General features: G+C 70.5%; 15 protein-coding genes. 7 read left to right on the forward strand and 8 right to left on the reverse strand.

Features of this window, described 5'->3' with window-relative positions; all coding sequences use genetic code 11:
* Positions 1–417 (forward strand): hypothetical protein, encoded by a 417-nt coding sequence (locus IE263_RS15525; RefSeq protein WP_189936659.1) that lies wholly within the window; start codon positions 1–3, stop codon positions 415–417.
* Here IE263_RS15525 and IE263_RS15530 read toward each other — a convergent pair.
* From IE263_RS15530 to IE263_RS15540, 3 genes are all read right to left on the reverse strand, one after another.
* Positions 407–904 (reverse strand): GNAT family N-acetyltransferase, encoded by a 498-nt coding sequence (locus tag IE263_RS15530; protein ID WP_189936660.1) that lies wholly within the window; start codon positions 902–904, stop codon positions 407–409. The two genes, IE263_RS15525 and IE263_RS15530, sit on opposite strands and share 11 nt — an antisense overlap.
* Before the next feature lie 45 nt (positions 905–949).
* Positions 950–1456: an RNA polymerase sigma factor gene (locus tag IE263_RS15535; protein WP_189936662.1), complete on the reverse strand. Its 507-nt coding sequence runs from the start codon at positions 1454–1456 to the stop codon at positions 950–952.
* A 68-nt stretch (positions 1457–1524) separates the two neighbouring features.
* Positions 1525–2724: a glycerophosphodiester phosphodiesterase gene (locus IE263_RS15540; protein ID WP_189936664.1), complete on the reverse strand. Its 1200-nt coding sequence runs from the start codon at positions 2722–2724 to the stop codon at positions 1525–1527.
* Between the two features lie 415 nt (positions 2725–3139).
* Between IE263_RS15540 and IE263_RS15545 the strand changes: the two genes are divergently transcribed.
* Positions 3140–3811, forward strand: a complete 672-nt coding sequence (locus IE263_RS15545) for a lysophospholipid acyltransferase family protein (protein ID WP_189937002.1) — start codon at positions 3140–3142, stop codon at positions 3809–3811.
* Positions 3812–3905: 94 nt separating this feature from the next.
* Here the strand turns inward: IE263_RS15545 and IE263_RS15550 are convergent, their stop codons facing one another.
* The 5 genes from IE263_RS15550 to IE263_RS15570 all read right to left on the reverse strand — a co-directional run bounded on the left by IE263_RS15550 (position 3906) and on the right by IE263_RS15570 (position 9938).
* A complete protein-coding gene (locus tag IE263_RS15550) occupies positions 3906–5429 on the reverse strand; it encodes an MFS transporter (RefSeq protein ID WP_189936665.1) in 1524 nt (507 codons plus the stop codon).
* Positions 5426–5977 carry a TetR/AcrR family transcriptional regulator gene (locus IE263_RS15555; protein ID WP_229910999.1) on the reverse strand — a complete coding sequence of 184 codons (552 nt, stop codon included), beginning with the start codon at positions 5975–5977 and terminating at the stop codon, positions 5426–5428. The genes IE263_RS15550 and IE263_RS15555 overlap by 4 nt, the downstream gene beginning before the upstream one ends.
* Positions 5978–6137: 160 nt before the next feature.
* On the reverse strand, positions 6138–7109 hold the full coding sequence (locus IE263_RS15560; RefSeq protein ID WP_189936668.1) for an aldo/keto reductase: 972 nt from the start codon (positions 7107–7109) through the stop codon (positions 6138–6140).
* A gap of 76 nt (positions 7110–7185) precedes the next feature.
* Positions 7186–8619: an argininosuccinate lyase gene (gene argH, locus IE263_RS15565; RefSeq protein WP_189936670.1), complete on the reverse strand. Its 1434-nt coding sequence runs from the start codon at positions 8617–8619 to the stop codon at positions 7186–7188.
* 125 nt (positions 8620–8744) lie between these two features.
* The gene (locus IE263_RS15570) at positions 8745–9938 is read right to left on the reverse strand and encodes an argininosuccinate synthase (RefSeq protein ID WP_189936672.1); all 1194 of its coding nucleotides are present in this window, start codon (positions 9936–9938) and stop codon (positions 8745–8747) included.
* A 200-nt stretch (positions 9939–10138) separates the two neighbouring features.
* On the opposite strand from IE263_RS15570, the gene IE263_RS15575 reads away from it, so the two are divergent.
* The 5 genes from IE263_RS15575 (at position 10139) to IE263_RS15595 (ending at position 16429) form a co-directional block, all read left to right on the forward strand.
* Positions 10139–11059, forward strand: a complete 921-nt coding sequence (locus IE263_RS15575; RefSeq protein WP_189936674.1) for a hypothetical protein — start codon at positions 10139–10141, stop codon at positions 11057–11059.
* A 159-nt stretch (positions 11060–11218) separates the two neighbouring features.
* Positions 11219–11842 (forward strand): pyridoxamine 5'-phosphate oxidase family protein, encoded by a 624-nt coding sequence (locus tag IE263_RS15580; RefSeq protein WP_189936676.1) that lies wholly within the window; start codon positions 11219–11221, stop codon positions 11840–11842.
* A gap of 140 nt (positions 11843–11982) precedes the next feature.
* Positions 11983–13680 (forward strand): peroxidase family protein, encoded by a 1698-nt coding sequence (locus IE263_RS15585; protein WP_189936678.1) that lies wholly within the window; start codon positions 11983–11985, stop codon positions 13678–13680.
* A 154-nt stretch (positions 13681–13834) separates the two neighbouring features.
* Positions 13835–15217 carry a ferredoxin reductase family protein gene (locus IE263_RS15590; RefSeq protein ID WP_189936680.1) on the forward strand — a complete coding sequence of 461 codons (1383 nt, stop codon included), beginning with the start codon at positions 13835–13837 and terminating at the stop codon, positions 15215–15217.
* Positions 15218–15319: 102 nt separating this feature from the next.
* A complete protein-coding gene (locus IE263_RS15595; RefSeq protein WP_308430619.1) occupies positions 15320–16429 on the forward strand; it encodes an FMN-binding protein in 1110 nt (369 codons plus the stop codon).
* Positions 16430–16440: the final 11 nt, after the last annotated feature.

The raw sequence follows: 16440 nt of genomic DNA on the forward strand, positions 1-16440 counted from the left end.
ATGACGGCCGTGGAGGAGAAGCCGGCGCGGCTCGTCGGAGGGCCGGGGCTGGTGTTGGTGTGGTTCTACGGCGTGATGGTGGTCGGGGCGGTGTCACGGTCGGCGTACCAGATCGCGACCGAGTTCGACCGGGCGCCGCTCGCGTACACGCTGTCGGCGGTGGCGGGTGTCGTGTACGGGTTCATCACGTACTCGTTGGTCCGGGGCGGGGAGACAGCGCGGAGGGCGGCGCAGGTGTGCTGCGCCGCCGAGCTCGCGGGTGTGCTGATCGTCGGTACGTGGACCCTGATCGAGCCGTCCGCCTTCCCCGACGCGACCGTGTGGTCGGACTACGGGATGGGGTACGTGTTCATTCCCGTGCTGCTGCCGTTGACCGCGCTGTACTGGTTGCGCAAGTCCCGTACGGTCACGCGGTAGCCGCGTACGTCCCCGCCGCCTTCTCCAGGACGATCATCGGTACGCCGTCCGTGCCCTGGGACGTGCCCACGGCCTCGTAGCCGACGCGTCGGTAGAGGCGGAGGTTGCCCTCGCTGCGGTGGCCCGCGATGAGGCGGAACCTCTTGGCGCCGCGCTCCTCGGCGAGGGCGGACTCCGCCGCGCGCAGGAGGCGGGCGCCGATGCCGTGGCCCTGGAGGCGGGGGTGGACGCAGAGCTTGCCGATGGCGGCGGCACCGTCCTCGGTGATGGAGCCGCGGACCGAGCCGACGACCTCGTCGCCGAGCCGGGCCACGAAGACGCAGTCGGAGACCAGTTCCTGCCGGACCGAGTCGAGGGTCTGGACGAGCGGGGCGATGCGGTAGTTGCCGTACAGCGCGGCTTCGCTCTGGAAGCACAGGTACTGCAGCCTGAAGATCTGCTCGGCATCCTGCTCGGTCGCCACCGAGATGGTCACGCTCATGCCCATGTGCGCACGCCTCCCGCTCACCTGATCGCCTGTGGTCCTTCACTCCTATCCCCGCACTTGACGGGCCGCAACCTCCGGCGCCAGCAGACGTCGCAGACATCCCAGACATCTGGAACGTTCCGGCCCCAGACTTCCCTGTGAGATACCCAACTCCCCCGCGATCTCCCGGTACGTGAGGTCCTCGGGCGACAACAGGGCCTGGAGGAGACGGGGGCAACGGCCGGGGAGGCGGTGCACGGCGTCGCGCAGGGCACGGTGGCGGGCGGCGGTGAGCACGAGGTGCTCGGGGCCGTGTTCGCCGTCGTCGGCGGGGTCGGTCTCGTACGGCCGTTCCCGGCGGGTCGTGCGGCGGGTGCGGCGGGACTCGGCGCGGACGGCGCGACGCAGCCAGCCCTGCGGGTCGAGGGGCGGGCCGTCGGTGGCGAGGTGTTCCAGGAGGCGGAGCCAGACGGCCTGTTCGAGGTCGGCGGGCTCGGTGCCGGTGGCGTGGGCCTCGGCGGAGGCCTCCGCCGTGAGCAGGGGGCGCAGGGCGGCGAGCAAGTCGTGCTTCATGTGCGGCACGACGCGGCCGCCGGGCTGCGGGTTGCCCGGACGGCCGGTGTGTCACTCCAACGGGTTTCTCAGCCGTTGACGTGGTCCTCGCGGGCCAGCAGGCCGGTGTCCGGCTGGTCGGTGAAGACGCCGTCGATCCCGGTCGCGAAGTACGTCCGGTACGCGCCGAAGACGTCGCCGTAGGCGTCCGCGTCGGTGCCCTTGCGGAAGTTGGCGGGCAGGAAGGGGTTCTCGTTGCGCAGGGTCCAGGGGTGCAGGATCAGGCCGACCGCGTGGGCGTCCTTCACCAGCGTGGTCGGCGTGGTGAGGTTGCCGTTCGCGTCCTTCGGGATGACCAGGTCGAGGGTGGGGCCGATGCCCTGCGCGTAGCCGGCGATCTCCCGCAGGCCCTTGCGGGTGACGAGGTCGGCGACGGTGCGCGGGTCGCCCGTCTCGACGAAGTCCCAGGGGCGGGTGGTGGCGCCGGAGAGAAGGACGACGAGGGGGTTGTCGACCAGCTTGTTCAGGCGCTGGATGCTGGTCGGCTCGAAGGACTGCAGGATGACCGGCGCGTTCTTGCCGTCCTTGCCGTACTTGCGCAGCAGCTTGGCGACCCGCTCCTCCAGACCCAGGCCGAGCTTGCGGAAGTACGTGGGGTGCTTGAGCTCGGGGTAGATCCAGACCTGCTTGCCGCGCCCCCGGGTCTGCTGGTCCTGCCACTTCAGGACTTCCTCGAAGGTGGGGATCTCCCAGCGGCCGTTGTAGAGGGTGTTGTGCGGGCGGTTGGCGGGGATGCGCTCGATCGCGCGCAGGGTCTTCAGCTCGGCGAGGGTGAAGTCCTCGGTGAACCAGCCGGTGGTGGAGACGCCGTCGAGGACCTTGGTGGTCTTGCGGCCGGCGAACTCGGGGTGGCTCGCGACATCCGTGGTGCCGCCGATCTCCGGCTCGTGACGGCAGACGAGGTGACCGTCCTTGGTGGGGACGAGGTCACCGGCCTCGACGATGTCGGCGCCCAGGTCGAGGGCGAGCTGGTAGGCGCCGAAGGTGTGCTCGGGCCGGTAGCCGCTGGCGCCCCGGTGGCCGATGATCGTCGGCACGGGCAGGCTCTTCAGGCCCCTGCCGCCCTGGCTCGCGCCGTGCGGTGCGTCAGCGGCTCTCGCGGTGCCGGCGAGGCCGAGGCTCGTTCCGGCGGCGCCGAGCACGGCCGCCGCCCCGAGGAACGCCCGCCGCCCGGTTCCACCCGTCCGACTGTTCGACTTCTGCGACTCCTGCGACTCCTGCGTGCCCATGAGGGTCCTCCTGCCGTCGGCTCGTCCATGCGCGCCGATCGTAGGGTCGCGCACATGACCGAAGGGAGGCGTCAATTCGAACGTCTGGGTGACGCGGAATGGCCGGAACGGTACGGCGATGTGACGGGGCGTCGGATTCGTCGGGGCGGGTCAGGGTAGCCGGTCGGTACCGGCCGTGGTCGTCCCGGTCGTAGCCGGGCCGCGCCGCGAGGCGCACGCTCGTCTCCCCTCGGCCGCGTCGTCCGTCACATCGTTCGCCCGTGTGTCGGACCCGCTACGGGGCGCCCGTGCAGGTAAACGTACGTCAACAGTGCGTAAGACCTCGGTGAACCCGATGTGCGGTGACCGGGCTGCCGCGAGTATCGTCCTCACCTGCACAGACTCATACCGTTTTCCCTTGACATCGGAGGGCTCGTTGTCCCGCTTCGCGCTCATCAAGACAGTGCTCGGACCGGTCATGCGCCTGATGTTCCGCCCCCGGGTCGAAGGCGTGGAGCACATCCCGGGCGAGGGCCCGGTCATTCTGGCCGGCAACCACCTCACCTTCATCGACTCGATGATCCTTCCGCTGGTGTGCGACCGGCAGGTCTTCTTCATCGGCAAGGACGAGTACGTCACCGGCAAGAGCCTCAAGGGCCGGCTGATGGCGTGGTTCTTCACCGGCGTCGGCATGATCCCCGTGGACCGGGACGGCGGGCGCGGGGGCGTGGCCGCGCTGATGACCGGTCGGCGGGTGCTGGAGGAGGGGAAGATCTTCGGGATCTACCCCGAAGGGACGCGTTCCCCCGACGGCCGTCTGTACCGGGGGCGGACCGGGATCGCGCGACTGACGCTGATGACCGGCGCGCCGGTCGTGCCCTTCGCGATGATCGGGACGGACAAGTTGCAGCCGGGTGGTGCGGGGATGCCCCGCCCGGGGCGGGTCACCGTTCGGTTCGGTGAGGCGATGGAGTTCTCCCGGTACGAGGGGATGGACCGGGATCGGTATGTGCTGCGGGCTGTGACGGACTCCGTGATGGCCGAGGTCATGAGGTTGTCCGGGCAGGAGTACGTGGACATGTACGCCACCAAGGCCAAGGCGGCGTAGGCCTCCGGCGGCCGGGCGGTTCTTCGGGTGCCGGTGCGTGGGGGCCGGCCGCGCCCATGCGGCGAAGCCGCACGTCGGTGCAGCCCCCACGCCTCTAACTCCCGTGGCCCAACCGTTGGCCACGCAGCATGAACCAGGCTGCGACCGCCGTCGCCAGCAGGATCGTCGCGCCCACCCCGGCGGCGATCGTGAGGCCGTCGACGAACGCGTCTCGAGCCGATGCCAGCAACGCCTCTGCCTTGCCCGACGGCATGCCGGCCGCCGCCTCCACCGCGCCGCCCAGTGACTCGTGCGCCCCTTCCGGTGTGCCCGTCGGGGCCGCGAAGTCCCGGTACACGCCGGTCACGATCGAGCCGAGTACGGCGATGCCCAGCGCCGCGCCCAGTTCGTAGGCCGTCTCCGAGACCGCCGACGCCGCGCCCGCCTGCTCCTTGGGGACGGATCCGAGGATCACGTCGGCGGTCACCGTGAAGGAGAAGCCGGCGCCCACGCCGACGATCAGCAGGGCCGCTCCCAGGAGCGGGTAGCCGGTGGACTCGTCGATCACCGTCAGGGCGGCCAGGGCCAGGCCGATCGCCGCGAGGCCGCCGGAGACGACCGCGCGGACGGAGAGGCGGCGGGCCGCTCGGCCGGCGACCAGACCGGCCGCCACCGCGCCCAGGGCGGCGGGGAGTTCGGCCAGACCCGCCTCGAACGGACGCCTGCCCTGGACGAGTTGCAGATACTGGGAGAGGAAGAAGACCAGGCCGGACAGGCCGAGAACGGTCAGCAGGTCGGCCAGGACCGCGCCGCTGAAGCCACGGTTGCGGAACAGCCGCATGTCCAACAGCGGGGTCGGCAGCGCCAGTTGACGGCGCACGAAGCCGTACAGGGCGGCCGTGCCCAGGAGGGCCGCGGCGAGCGTGGCCCAGGTGAGGCCGTGGGTGGCGGCCTCCTTGACGGCGTAGACGACGCCGATCATGCCGACGAGCGACAGCACGACACTGGTCAGGTCCCAGGGGCCCGGGTTCGGGTTGCGGGACTCGGGCAGGGTCCTGATGCCGACCACGACGAGGACCGCCATCACGGGCAGGTTGATGAGGAAGACCGAGCCCCACCAGAAGTGTTCGAGGAGGAAGCCACCGACGACCGGGCCGACTGCCGTACCGGCGGAGGCCGTCGCGCCCCAGATGCCCACGGCCAGGCTGCGTTCGCGCGGGTCGTGGAAGAGGTTGCGGATCAGGGCGAGGGTGGCGGGCATGAGGGTCGCGCCGGCGACGCCGAGCAGGGCGCGGGCCACGATCATCGTCTCGGGCGTCGCCGCGTAGGCGTTGAGGACGGATATCGCGCCGAACGCCGTGGCACCGCCGAGCAGGATCCGCTTGCGGCCGATGCGGTCACCGAGGCTGCCCATCGACACCAGCAGGCCGGCGATGACGAAGGAGTAGACGTCGCCGATCCACAGGAGCTGGGTGCCGGAGGGCTCGAGGTCCTCGCTGATGTACGGGGTCGCGAGGCCGAGGACGGTCGCGTCGACGGCCACCAGCAGCACGGCGAGCACGAGGACGGACAGCGCGAGCCACCGGCCCGGGCGCTTCACCGCCTCGGTCGTGGTCTCCGGCTGCAGGGTGCTGGTCATGGTTCCTCTCTCCGTAGGGCGCCGCCGAGCAGCAGCTCGACGATCATGTGGGTGAAGTCCTTGCGGGCGACCCGGCCTTCCGTGATCGCCCAGGCGCCGGAGGCCAGCAGGCCGTACAGCGCCTCGGTGAGCCAGGCCGGGGTGAGGTCGATACGGAACTCGCCGCTCGCCTGGCCGCGCCGGAACAGGGCCGCGATGCGGTCGTCGATCCTGGCCCAGCCCTCGTTCTGCTCCTCGCCCTCGAACAGCTGGTTCTCGGTGTAGAGGAAGGCGAGCAGGGCGGCGGCGGGTTCGATCTCGCGCACCAGGCGGCGGACGGCCTCGCTCGCGGGGCCGTCGTCCGGGCGGGCCCGCTCCAGGGCCGCCTCGCACTCCGCGATGCCGAGCGCCTCCAGCGCCCGCACGAGCGCGTCGCGTCCGGCGAAGTGCCGGTGCAGGGTGGCCCGGCTGATCCCGGCGGCCTTGGCGACCTCGTCCATGGTCGCGGTGGATTTGCGGGTCAGCAGGGCTGCGGCGCTGCGCAGTACGTGGTCACGGTCGACAGCCATGAGACAACCATAAACCACATGAGACATTGACGTCTCACAGTGGGCATGTGTGACTCACGCGTGTGGCCTTTCCGGGGGTTCCTCGGTGCCAGAGCGCCGTGTGGTACCTCAGCGCCACAGCCCCGGGGGTTTCCTCAGTGCCAGAGCGCCGTGGAGTTCCTCAGTGCCAGGGCAGCTGTCCGCGCCGCTCCCAGTAGACCTGCGGGGACTCGGCCAGTGCGGTGAGGCGGGCCAGCTGGTTCTCGTCGAGGTCGACGACGGCCGCGTGCAGGTTGGAGGCGAGCTGGCTGGTGGTCGCGGCGCCGGAGAGGACGACCCCGGCCCACGGTTGCCGCAGGATCAGCGCGAGAGCGACCGCGTCACAGCCGAGATCGGTCTCCGCCGCCACCGCCTTCAGGGCGTCCGGGGCGTGCGGTTCCGCGAGGCGGCCGTTCGCCATGCCCTCCTTGACGATCACTGTCAGTCCGGCGTCGTGGGCCTCGGCGAGGGCGGGGGCCGCCGACGTCTCCAGGGCGTTGTACGTCGACTGGACGGTACGGAAGAGGGGGGTGCCGTCGACCTCGACGGCGAGGGCGGCGCGGACGGCGTCGGCCTGGGCGGGCCCGCTGGTGGAGAAGCCGATGGTCAGGCCCTGGGCGGCGGCTTCCGCGAGCTTCGCGTGGAGTTCCTTGTCGGTGAGGGCCGGGCTGTCCGGGGTCACCGAGTGGATCTGGTACAGGTCGAGCCGGTCGCCGAGCAGCTCGGCCGTTTCGGCGCGCTGACGCTCGTACGTCCGGACGCTGTGGTCCTTGACCTCGTGCTGCTCGGCGTCGGTGGACCAGTCGGCCGTGTAGGTGTAGCCCCACTTGCTGCCCACGACGATGTCGTCGATCTCGGGTCGGGCCTTCAGCCAGTCGGCGAGGAACTCCTCGGAGCGGCCGTAGGAGCGGGCGACGTCGAAGTAGCGGACGCCCTGGGCGTGGGCGGCGTCGAGGAGTTCGTGGGTGCGGGTGCGCAGGGCCTCGACGCTGCGGTCCTCTCCGAGGTCGTGGTCGCGGCCGAGGTTGATGTAGCCGGGGCGGCCGACTGCGGCGAGGCCCAGGCCGAGGTGGCAGGTGGGAGTCGTCGCTGAGGCGAGACGGGCGAAGGGCATCGCGGGCTCCGTTCGGTCGGCTCCGGTACGGCTCCGGACCAACGTAACCCGTGATGCCCCTGAGTCACCCGAGCCGCTACTTCTTCTCCTTCGCGGTGGCCCACGCGTGCTGGGCGGCCACGTCCGCCTTGACCTCGGCGAGCTGGGTGGCGACCGCGCTCGGCGCCGTACCGCCGCGGCCGTTGCGGGAGGCCAGGGCGCCCGGCACGTTGAGGACGGAGCGCACCTCGGGGGTGAGGTGGGCGGAGATCTTCGCGAACTGCTCGTCGGTGAGCTCGTCGAGCTCCTTGCCCTCGGCCTCGGCGACCTTCACGCACTCGCCGGCGACCTCGTGCGCGACGCGGAACGGCACGCCCTGCTTGACCAGCCACTCGGCGATGTCGGTGGCCAGGGAGAAGCCGGCCGGGGCCAGTTCCTCCATGCGCTCGCGGTTGACGGTGAGGGTGGCGATCATGCCGGTGAAGGCGGGGAGGAGGACCTCGAGCTGGTCGCAGGAGTCGAAGACCGGCTCCTTGTCCTCCTGGAGGTCGCGGTTGTAGGCGAGGGGCAGGGCCTTCAGCGTGGCGAGGAGGCCGGTCAGGTTGCCGATCAGGCGGCCGGACTTGCCGCGCGCCAGCTCCGCGATGTCCGGGTTCTTCTTCTGCGGCATGATCGACGAGCCCGTGGAGAACGCGTCGTGCAGGGTCACGAAGGAGAACTCCTTCGTGTTCCAGATGATGATCTCCTCGGAGATCCGGGAGAGGTTGACGCCGATCATCGCGGTGATGAAGGCGAACTCGGCGACGAAGTCGCGGGAGGCCGTGCCGTCGATGGAGTTGCCGACGCTGCCGTGCTCGAAGCCGAGGTCCTTGGCGACCGCCTCGGGGTCGAGCCCGAGGGAGGAGCCGGCGAGCGCGCCGGAGCCGTACGGGGAGACGGCCGTGCGCTCGTCCCACTGGCGCAGCCGCTCGGCGTCCCGGGCCAGGGACTGCACGTGCGCGAGGACGTGGTGGGCGAAGAGGACCGGCTGGGCGTGCTGGAGGTGGGTGCGGCCGGGCATCGCCACGTCCGGGTGGGCCTCGGCCAGCCCGATCAGCGCGTCCTGGAGGTCGGCGATCAGACCGCCGATGATCCGGGCGTGGTCGCGCAGGTACATGCGGAAGAGGGTCGCCACCTGGTCGTTCCGGGACCGGCCGGCGCGGAGCTTGCCGCCGAGGTCGGGGCCGAGGCGCTCCAGGAGGCCGCGCTCCAGGGCGGTGTGCACGTCCTCGTCGGCGATCGTGCCGACGAAGGAGCCGTCGGCGACGTCCGCCTCCAGCTGGTCGAGCCCGGCGATCATCCGGGTCAGCTCGTCCTCGGTGAGCAGGCCCGCCTTGTGCAGCACGCGCGCGTGGGCGCGCGAACCAGCGATGTCGTAGGGCGCGAGCCGCCAGTCGAAGTGGACGGACGCGGACAGCTTCGCCAGGGCCTCGGCGGGACCGTCGGCGAAACGGCCGCCCCAGAGCCGTACGTCACCGCTGTTGCTGCTCACTTGCTGTGCTCCTCAGAAGGGTCCGGATGTGCCGCCGCCTCCCCACGACGTGAGTGAGGAGGCGGTTGTCAGGCTAGTGCGTATGAGGTGTCTCTCAGGCCTTGCGAGCGGCCCTGCGAGGGCGGTTACGCGAGATCACGCTTGGCCGCGATCTTCGACGACAGGCTGTAGATGTCGATGAAGCCCTTGGCCGCGGCCTGGTCGAAGGTGTCGCCGGTGTCGTAGGTGGCGAGGTTGAAGTCGTACAGGGACGAGTCCGAGCGCCGGCCGGTGACGACCGCGCGGCCGCCGTGCAGGGTCATCCGGATGTCGCCGGAGACGTGCTGGTTGGCCTCGTTGATGAAGCCCTCCAGGGCGCGCTTGAGCGGGGAGAACCACTGGCCGTCGTAGACCAGTTCGCCCCAGCGCTGCTCGACCTGCCGCTTGTAGCGGGCGAGTTCGCGCTCGACGGTGACGTTCTCCAGCTCCTGGTGGGCGGTGATCAGGGCGATCGCGCCGGGAGCCTCGTAGACCTCGCGGGACTTGATGCCGACGAGGCGGTCCTCGACCATGTCGATCCGGCCGATGCCCTGGGCGCCGGCGCGCTCGTTGAGCTGCTGGATGGCCTGCAGGACGGTGACGGGCTTGCCGTCGATGGCGACCGGGACGCCCTCCTTGAAGGTGATGATCACCTCGTCGGCCTCCCGCGGGGTGGCCGGGTTCTGGGTGTACTCGTAGATGTCCTCGATCGGGGCGTTCCAGATGTCCTCGAGGAAGCCGGTCTCGACGGCGCGGCCGAAGACGTTCTGGTCGATGGAGTACGGGGACTTCTTGGTGGTCGCGATCGGGAGGTTCTTCTCCTCGCAGAACGCGATGGCCTTGTCACGGGTCATCGCGTAGTCACGGACCGGGGCGATGCACTTGAGGTCGGGGGCGAGGGCGACGATGCCGGCCTCGAAGCGGACCTGGTCGTTGCCCTTGCCGGTGCAGCCGTGGGCGACGGTCGTGGCGCCGTGCTTCTGCGCGGCGGCGACGAGGTGCTTGACGATCGTCGGCCGGGAGAGCGCGGAGACCAGCGGATAGCGGTCCATGTAGAGGGCGTTGGCCTTGATCGCCGGGAGGCAGTACTCGTCGGCGAACTCGTCCTTGGCGTCCGCGACCTCGGCCTCGACGGCGCCGCACGCGAGGGCGCGCTTGCGGATGACGTCCAGGTCCTCGCCGCCCTGGCCGACGTCGACCGCAACGGCGATGACCTCGGCGCCTGTCTCCTCGGCGATCCAGCCGATGGCGACGGAGGTGTCCAGACCGCCTGAGTAGGCGAGTACGACGCGCTCGGTCACGGGTTTCTCCTCACAGTGCATTCGCTGACATGCATGAGTATGCAGGAGTCTGCATGGTTCGTCAATCCGGGCACCCAAACCCTCGAACCCGAAGAACTTTTTGAAACGGCTTTGAACAACGGCAACCGCTTACTCGTACTCCCCACCGAACGCTGGCGCCGCGTTTGTAAACCCACTCCTGACCCAAGTGAGGCATCCGCATGTCCAGGGCTCTTCCGAAGTACAACAAGCGTCGCGTGGCGGTCATCGGCGGCGCCGCCGCTCTGGCGCTGACCGGCGCCGTGGTCGTGAACTCCGCCCTCGCCGGGGAGTCCAAGAACAGCGCCACGAACGCCAAGACCCTCGCGTCCTCCCCCGGCACGATCAGCTGCCCGGACGTGGCCTCGCAGCTCCCCGCGATCCCGGCCACCGCCCAGGCCGAGGTCACCCGCAACCTGGAGCTCCTCAACACCCAGATCGCCGAGGCCAACCAGCGCCTGATCGACACCGTCGGCCAGGGCGGCCCCAACTTCGTCCAGAACGCCATCCTCGGCCCCCTCGAGGACAAGCGCATCGCGACCGTCAACCGCATCGCCACCGCCATCGGCCGCACCGCCGAGAAGCCGCAGGGCCTCGACGCCCTCGCGCCCTGCGCCCTCAACGCCGGCGGCGCGGCGGCCGGGGACGCGGGCAACGCCGGGGACGCGGGCAATGCTGGGGACGCCGGAGACGCGGGCAACGCCGGAGACACCGGTAACGCGGGGGACGCGGGCGCCGGTAACGCAGGGGATGCGGGCGCCGGAGACGCGGGCAACGCAGGGGACGCGGGCGCCGGTGAGGCCGGTGCCGCCGGCACGATCAGCTGCCCGGACGTGACCTCACAGCTCCCCGCGATCCCGGCCTCCGCCCAGGCCGAGGTCACCCGCAACCTGGAGCTCCTCGACACCCAGATCGCCGAGGCCAACCAGCGCCTGATCGACACCGTCGGCCAGGGCGGCCCCAACTTCGTCCAGAACGCCATCCTCGGCCCCCTCGAGGACAAGCGCGTCGCCGCGCTGAACCGCATCGAGACCGCCATCGGCCGCGCCGCCGAGAAGCCCGAGGGCCTCGAGGCCTTCGCGCCGTGCACGCTGAACCAGTGAGGTGACAGGCGTGGTGGCCGCCCCGACGAAACGTCGGCCGGGGCGGCCACCGCCGTGTTCGGAGGGGATCCGACACCGGGTCCGAAACCGGTCGGAAAGCGGTTCAGAAACCGTAATTCCTTAGACAGCCAAAAGACTTTCCCGGAATAATCGTCAGCCATGGGAAAGACCTACGAGCGCATAGACGGCAGGCTCCGTACGTTCATCGAGGAGCAGCCCCTCTTCTTCACCGCGACCGCGCCCCTGTCCGCCGACGGCACGATCAACCTCTCCCCCAAGGGCCTCAAGGGCTCGTTCGCCGTGCTCGACGAGCACACCGTGGCCTACCTCGACTTCGCCGGCTCCAACGCGGAGACCGTCGCGCATCTGCGCGAGAACGGCCGGATCACCCTGATGTGGTGCGCCTTCCAGGGGCCGCCGAACATCGTGCGGGTGCACGGCCGCGGCGAGCCGGTCTTCCGCGACGATCCGCGCTTCCAGGAACTCCTCGCCCACTTCCCGGACATCGACCCGACCCCGCACGGCCTGCGCGCGATCATCGTCGTGCACGCCGAACTCGTACGGGACACCTGCGGGTACGCGGTGCCCTTCATGACGTACGACGAGGACCGCGATCTGCACGCGAAGCGGTTCGCGCGCGAGGACGACGAGTCGCTCAGCGCGTACTTCGAGAAGAAGGAGCACGTGGCCACGAGCATCGATGGGCTGCCGGGGCTGCCCCTGCCCCTGCCCGGGTCCTCCCCCCAGCCCCCTTCCCCTCCCGCTCCCGTACGCCCGAATTGACACCAACATGTCATGTGCGCCATGTGTACGCGCAAGCGTTTCTTGGGGCATTTGACGGAATCCTCCCTTCCGCCGGTCTCGTCTCCTACGGTGGGCACACACGTGCGCGCTCTCGCGCATCGGGACCACATGGGGGATTCATGTTCCGACCCGCACGCGAACCACAGAGCAAACGCCATGTCCGCTCCTCGTTCTACGTCGTCGGCGAGGGTGTCCTCGCCGAGTCGGCGGACGGCGGCCCCGCGGAACCGCTGGCGCCTTCCACCGTGGCGGCCCTGCGCCGCTTCCAGTTCTCCCGGCTGGGCCCCCGGGCGAAGGCGTCCCAGATGCTCGACCGGGCCGCCCGTACGGAGCTGGCCGAGGCGATGACGGACCCCGACCGGGACCAGCCCGACCAGGCCGACGTACCGGCCGGCTTCACCTACCTCGGCCAGTTCGTGGACCACGACCTCACGCTGGACGCCACCGCGGTGCGCCTCGAGGAAGAGATCACGGTGCGGGAGCTCCTCCAGGGCCGCTCCCCGGCGCTGGACCTCGACTCCCTCTACGGACTCGGGCCGGACCACCGCTTCGACCGCCGGTTCTACGAGGACGACGGGCTCCGGCTGAAGACCGGCACCACCCAGGGCGTGCCGGGGGACGGCTCCGTCGTCGGCCAGTCGCTCGCCGGCTTCGACCTGCCCCGTGTGGGCGCGGGCTCGCTGCGCTCCGAGCGGCGCCGGGCGCTCATCCCTGACCCGCGCAACGACGAGAACCTCGTCGTCGCCCAGATCCACAACGCCTTCATCCGGTTCCACAACCGCGTGGTGGCCGACCTGGTCGACAAGGGCGTGTCCAGCGCGGTGCTGTTCGAGTCGGCGCGCGAGACGGTCGTCAAGCACTACCAGTGGATGCTGGTGCACGACTTCCTGCCCCGGATCGTCGATCCCGCCGTCGTCACGGAGGTCTTCACCAACGGGCGCCGGGTGTTCGAGCCGGCCCCGAGCGAGCAGGACCGGCCGACGATGCCGATCGAGTTCTCCGTGGCCGCCTACCGGCTGGGCCACAGCATGGTCCGGGGCCGCTACAACTGGAACAGGGTCTTCGACCGGGGCCGGGGCACCCTGGAGCTGCTGTTCCAGTTCAGCGGCACCAGCGGCATCCTCTCCCCGCCTCCCGCGGACCCGACGGACCCCGAGGCGGGCGACTTCGAGCGTCTGCCCACCAACTGGATCGCCGACTTCCGGCGTCTGTTCGCCTTCGGGGAGGCGGTGCCGGACCGGGCGGAACTCCTCGTGCCCGACGCGCAGTTCAACGTCGCCAAGCGCATCGACACCCTGCTGGTGAACCCGCTCGCCAACCTGCCGCTCGGCGCCTTCGGCGGCCGCGGGCAGCCGGCGCCCCCGGCCATCGAGCTGAACCTCGCCTTCCGCAACCTCACCCGGGCCTCGATGCTGCGTCTCGCGACGGGACAGCAGATGGTCGAGCACTTCGTCGACCGGAAGGTCGACGTCGAGCCGCTGTCCGCGGCCGATCTCGGCGAGGGCGGTGGCGCTCAGCTCTCCGACGGCCTCAGGAAACAGCTCGCCAGGAACTGCCCGTTGTGGTTCTACGTCCTGCGCGAGGCCGAGGTGAAGGGCGGCGGCAAGCTGACCGGCGTCGGCGGGCGCATCGTCGCCGAGGTGTTCCACCGGGCCATCGAGGGCAGCCGGTACTCCCTCGTGCGCGACCCCTTCTGGCGGCCCTTCCTCAGCCCCGTCGAGGAGCGCAACGCCAAGGACGTCTTCGCGATGACGGACCTGCTGCTGTACGCCTTCCAGGGGCGGGCGGACCTGCTCAACCCGCTGGGGGTGAGCTAGCCGGAACGGTGCGGTGCGGGTGGGCCGGGGGACGCTCCCCCGGCCCACCCGCACGTTTCACCGCGAACCTGCGCATCGGACTCGGCAGGGCACTGAACACTCCGCGGCTGCGGCCCGTATCTGTGGGCCAAGGGTCAGTACCCACGGAGGAACCGTGACCACGACGATCGCCGGCGGCCGTGCCGCCCGCCGCCAGACGATGCGCCGCATCCGTCCGCGCCGCTCCCCGGCCGTCCCGCTGCTGATCGCCGTCTGGGCGGGCGCGGCGGGTGTGCTGTGGCTGTGGTGGAACAACACGCCGTCCATCGCGGACACCAACGGCAAGATCCTCCAAGCGGGCCGGATCACCGGCCTGCTCGCGGGGTACCTGATGGCACTCGTCGTGCTCCAGATGGCGCGGGTGCCGGCCCTGGAGCGGCGGGTGGGCTCGGACCGGGTCGCGCGCTGGCACGCGATGTCCGGCCGGTACACGCTCTGCCTCACCTTCGCGCACGTGTTCCTCATCATGTGGGGGTACGCGCTGCAGGCCGGCAAGTCGCTCAGCGACATCGGGCAGCAGACGATCGACTCCGTCAACCAGCTGCCGGACATGGGCAAGGCCGCCATCGGCACCGGTCTGCTGCTGGTCATCGGGCTGCTCTCGATCGGCCCGGTCCGCCGCAAACTGCCGTACGACACCTGGTACCACGTCCACCTGCTGACCTACGCGGCGGTGTTCCTGACGTTCTGGCACCAGCTCACCACCGGCAACGACTTCGTGGTGGAGCCGACCGCGAAGACCGCCTGGTACGTGCTCTACGGGTCGGTCACCGCGCTCGTGATCTGGTACCGCATCCTCACGCCGATCCGGCTGAACCTGCGGCACCGCATGTACGTCGAGGCGGTCATCGAGGAGACGCCCGGCGTGGTGTCGGTGCTCATCGGCGGGCGCAAGCTGCACCGGATCGGCGCGGAGGCCGGGCAGTTCTTCCGGTGGCGGTTCATGGCTCCGGGGATGCGGTTCAGCTCGCATCCGTACTCGCTGTCGGCGGCGCCCCGTCCGGGGCTGCTGCGGATCACGGTCAAGGCGAACGGCGACCACAGCGCGGCGCTGCGCGGGCTGAAGCCCGGCGTGAAGGTGTGGGCCGAGGGTCCCTACGGCGCGATGACGGCCTCCCGGCGCAGCCAGGGCAAGGTGCTGCTGGTGGCCGGCGGGGTGGGGATCACGCCGATGCGGGCGCTGTTCGAGACGCTGCCGGGAGCGGCCGGGGACATCACCCTCCTCTACCGGGCCAACAGCACGCAGGACCTGGCGCTGTGGGACGAGCTGGCGAAGATCGCCGACGAGCGGGGGGCGCGGCTGATGTACGCGGTCAACAGCCCCGACGGGGAGCGACCCGACATCTCGGCGGACTCCCTGCGCCGCAAGCTGCCGGACATCGAGGAGCACGACGTCTTCATGTGCGGGCCGGCCGGCTTCGCCCAAGGCGTGTACGAGGCACTGCGCGGCGCCGGGGTCCCCGCCCGTCGCATCCATCACGAGTCGTTCGAGATGTGAGCGACGGAAACCCACGATCCACGGAATCGATCCACGCGATCGATCCACGGAAACGGTCCACGGAAACCACAGGAATCAGGAGCGATGAAGAAAAGCCACCCCATGCGGCGCATTGTGATCGCCAGTGCCGCCACTGTGTCCGGGATCGTGCTGCTGCTGTCGCTGAAGCCGGCGGACGACCCGGCCTCCTCGGCAGCCGGACTGCCCCCGCAGTCCTCGGTCCAGGGCGGCGCCCAGGCCGCCGCGGGCAACGGCGCCGTCACCGGTGACGCGGTCCAGACGCAGTACGGGCCGGTGCAGGTCCGGCTGACCATGGCCAACGGGAAGATCACCCAGGCCGAGGCCGTGCAGCAGCCCAAGGGCGGCCAGAGCGACCAGATCAACGCCAACGCGATACCCAAGCTCAACCAGGCGGCGGTCGCCGCCGGCAGCGCCGACATCGACGCGGTCTCCGGGGCCACGTACACCAGCGACGGCTACAAGAAGTCCCTGCAGTCGGCGCTCGACAAGGCGCAGGCGAGCGCGGGTTCGCAGGGTTCCGGTGGCGCCGCCCAGGTCTCCGGCACCTTCACCGGTGACGCGGCGGACACGCAGTACGGGGCCGTGCAGGTCCGGATCACCGTCGCCAGCAACAAGATCACCAAGGCGGAGACCGTCCAGGCCCCCAAGGGCGGCCAGAGCGACCAGATCACCGCCAACTCCGTGCCCAAGCTCAACCAGGCCGTGGTCACCGCGCAGAGTCCGAACATCGACGCGGTCTCCGGAGCGACCTACACCAGCGCCGGCTACAAGCAGTCCCTCCAGTCCGCGATCGACAAGGCGAACGCGAGCGCGGGATCGCAGGGGTCGGGGTCGCAGGGGTCGGGGTCGCAGGAGTCGGGGTCGCAGGACGCGGGGTCGCAGGAGTCGGGCTCGCAGGGTTCCGGGAGCGCCCAGGCCTCCGGCACCTTCACCGGTGAGACGGCGGACACGCAGTACGGGCCGGTGCAGGTCCGGATCACCGTCGCCAACGGGAAGATCACCAAGGCCGAGGCCGTGCAGCAGCCCAAGGGCGGCCAGAGCGACCAGATCAACGGCAACGCGATACCCAAGCTCAACCAGGCGGCGGCCGCCGCCGGCAACGCCGACATCGACGCGGTCTCCGGGGCCACGTACACCAGCGCGGGCTACAAGAAGTCCCTGCAGTCGGCGCTGGACCAGGCCGGTGGCTGACGCGGTGGCCG

This window comes from Streptomyces aurantiogriseus, assembly GCF_014649375.1.
GTDB lineage: Bacteria > Actinomycetota > Actinomycetes > Streptomycetales > Streptomycetaceae > Streptomyces > Streptomyces aurantiogriseus.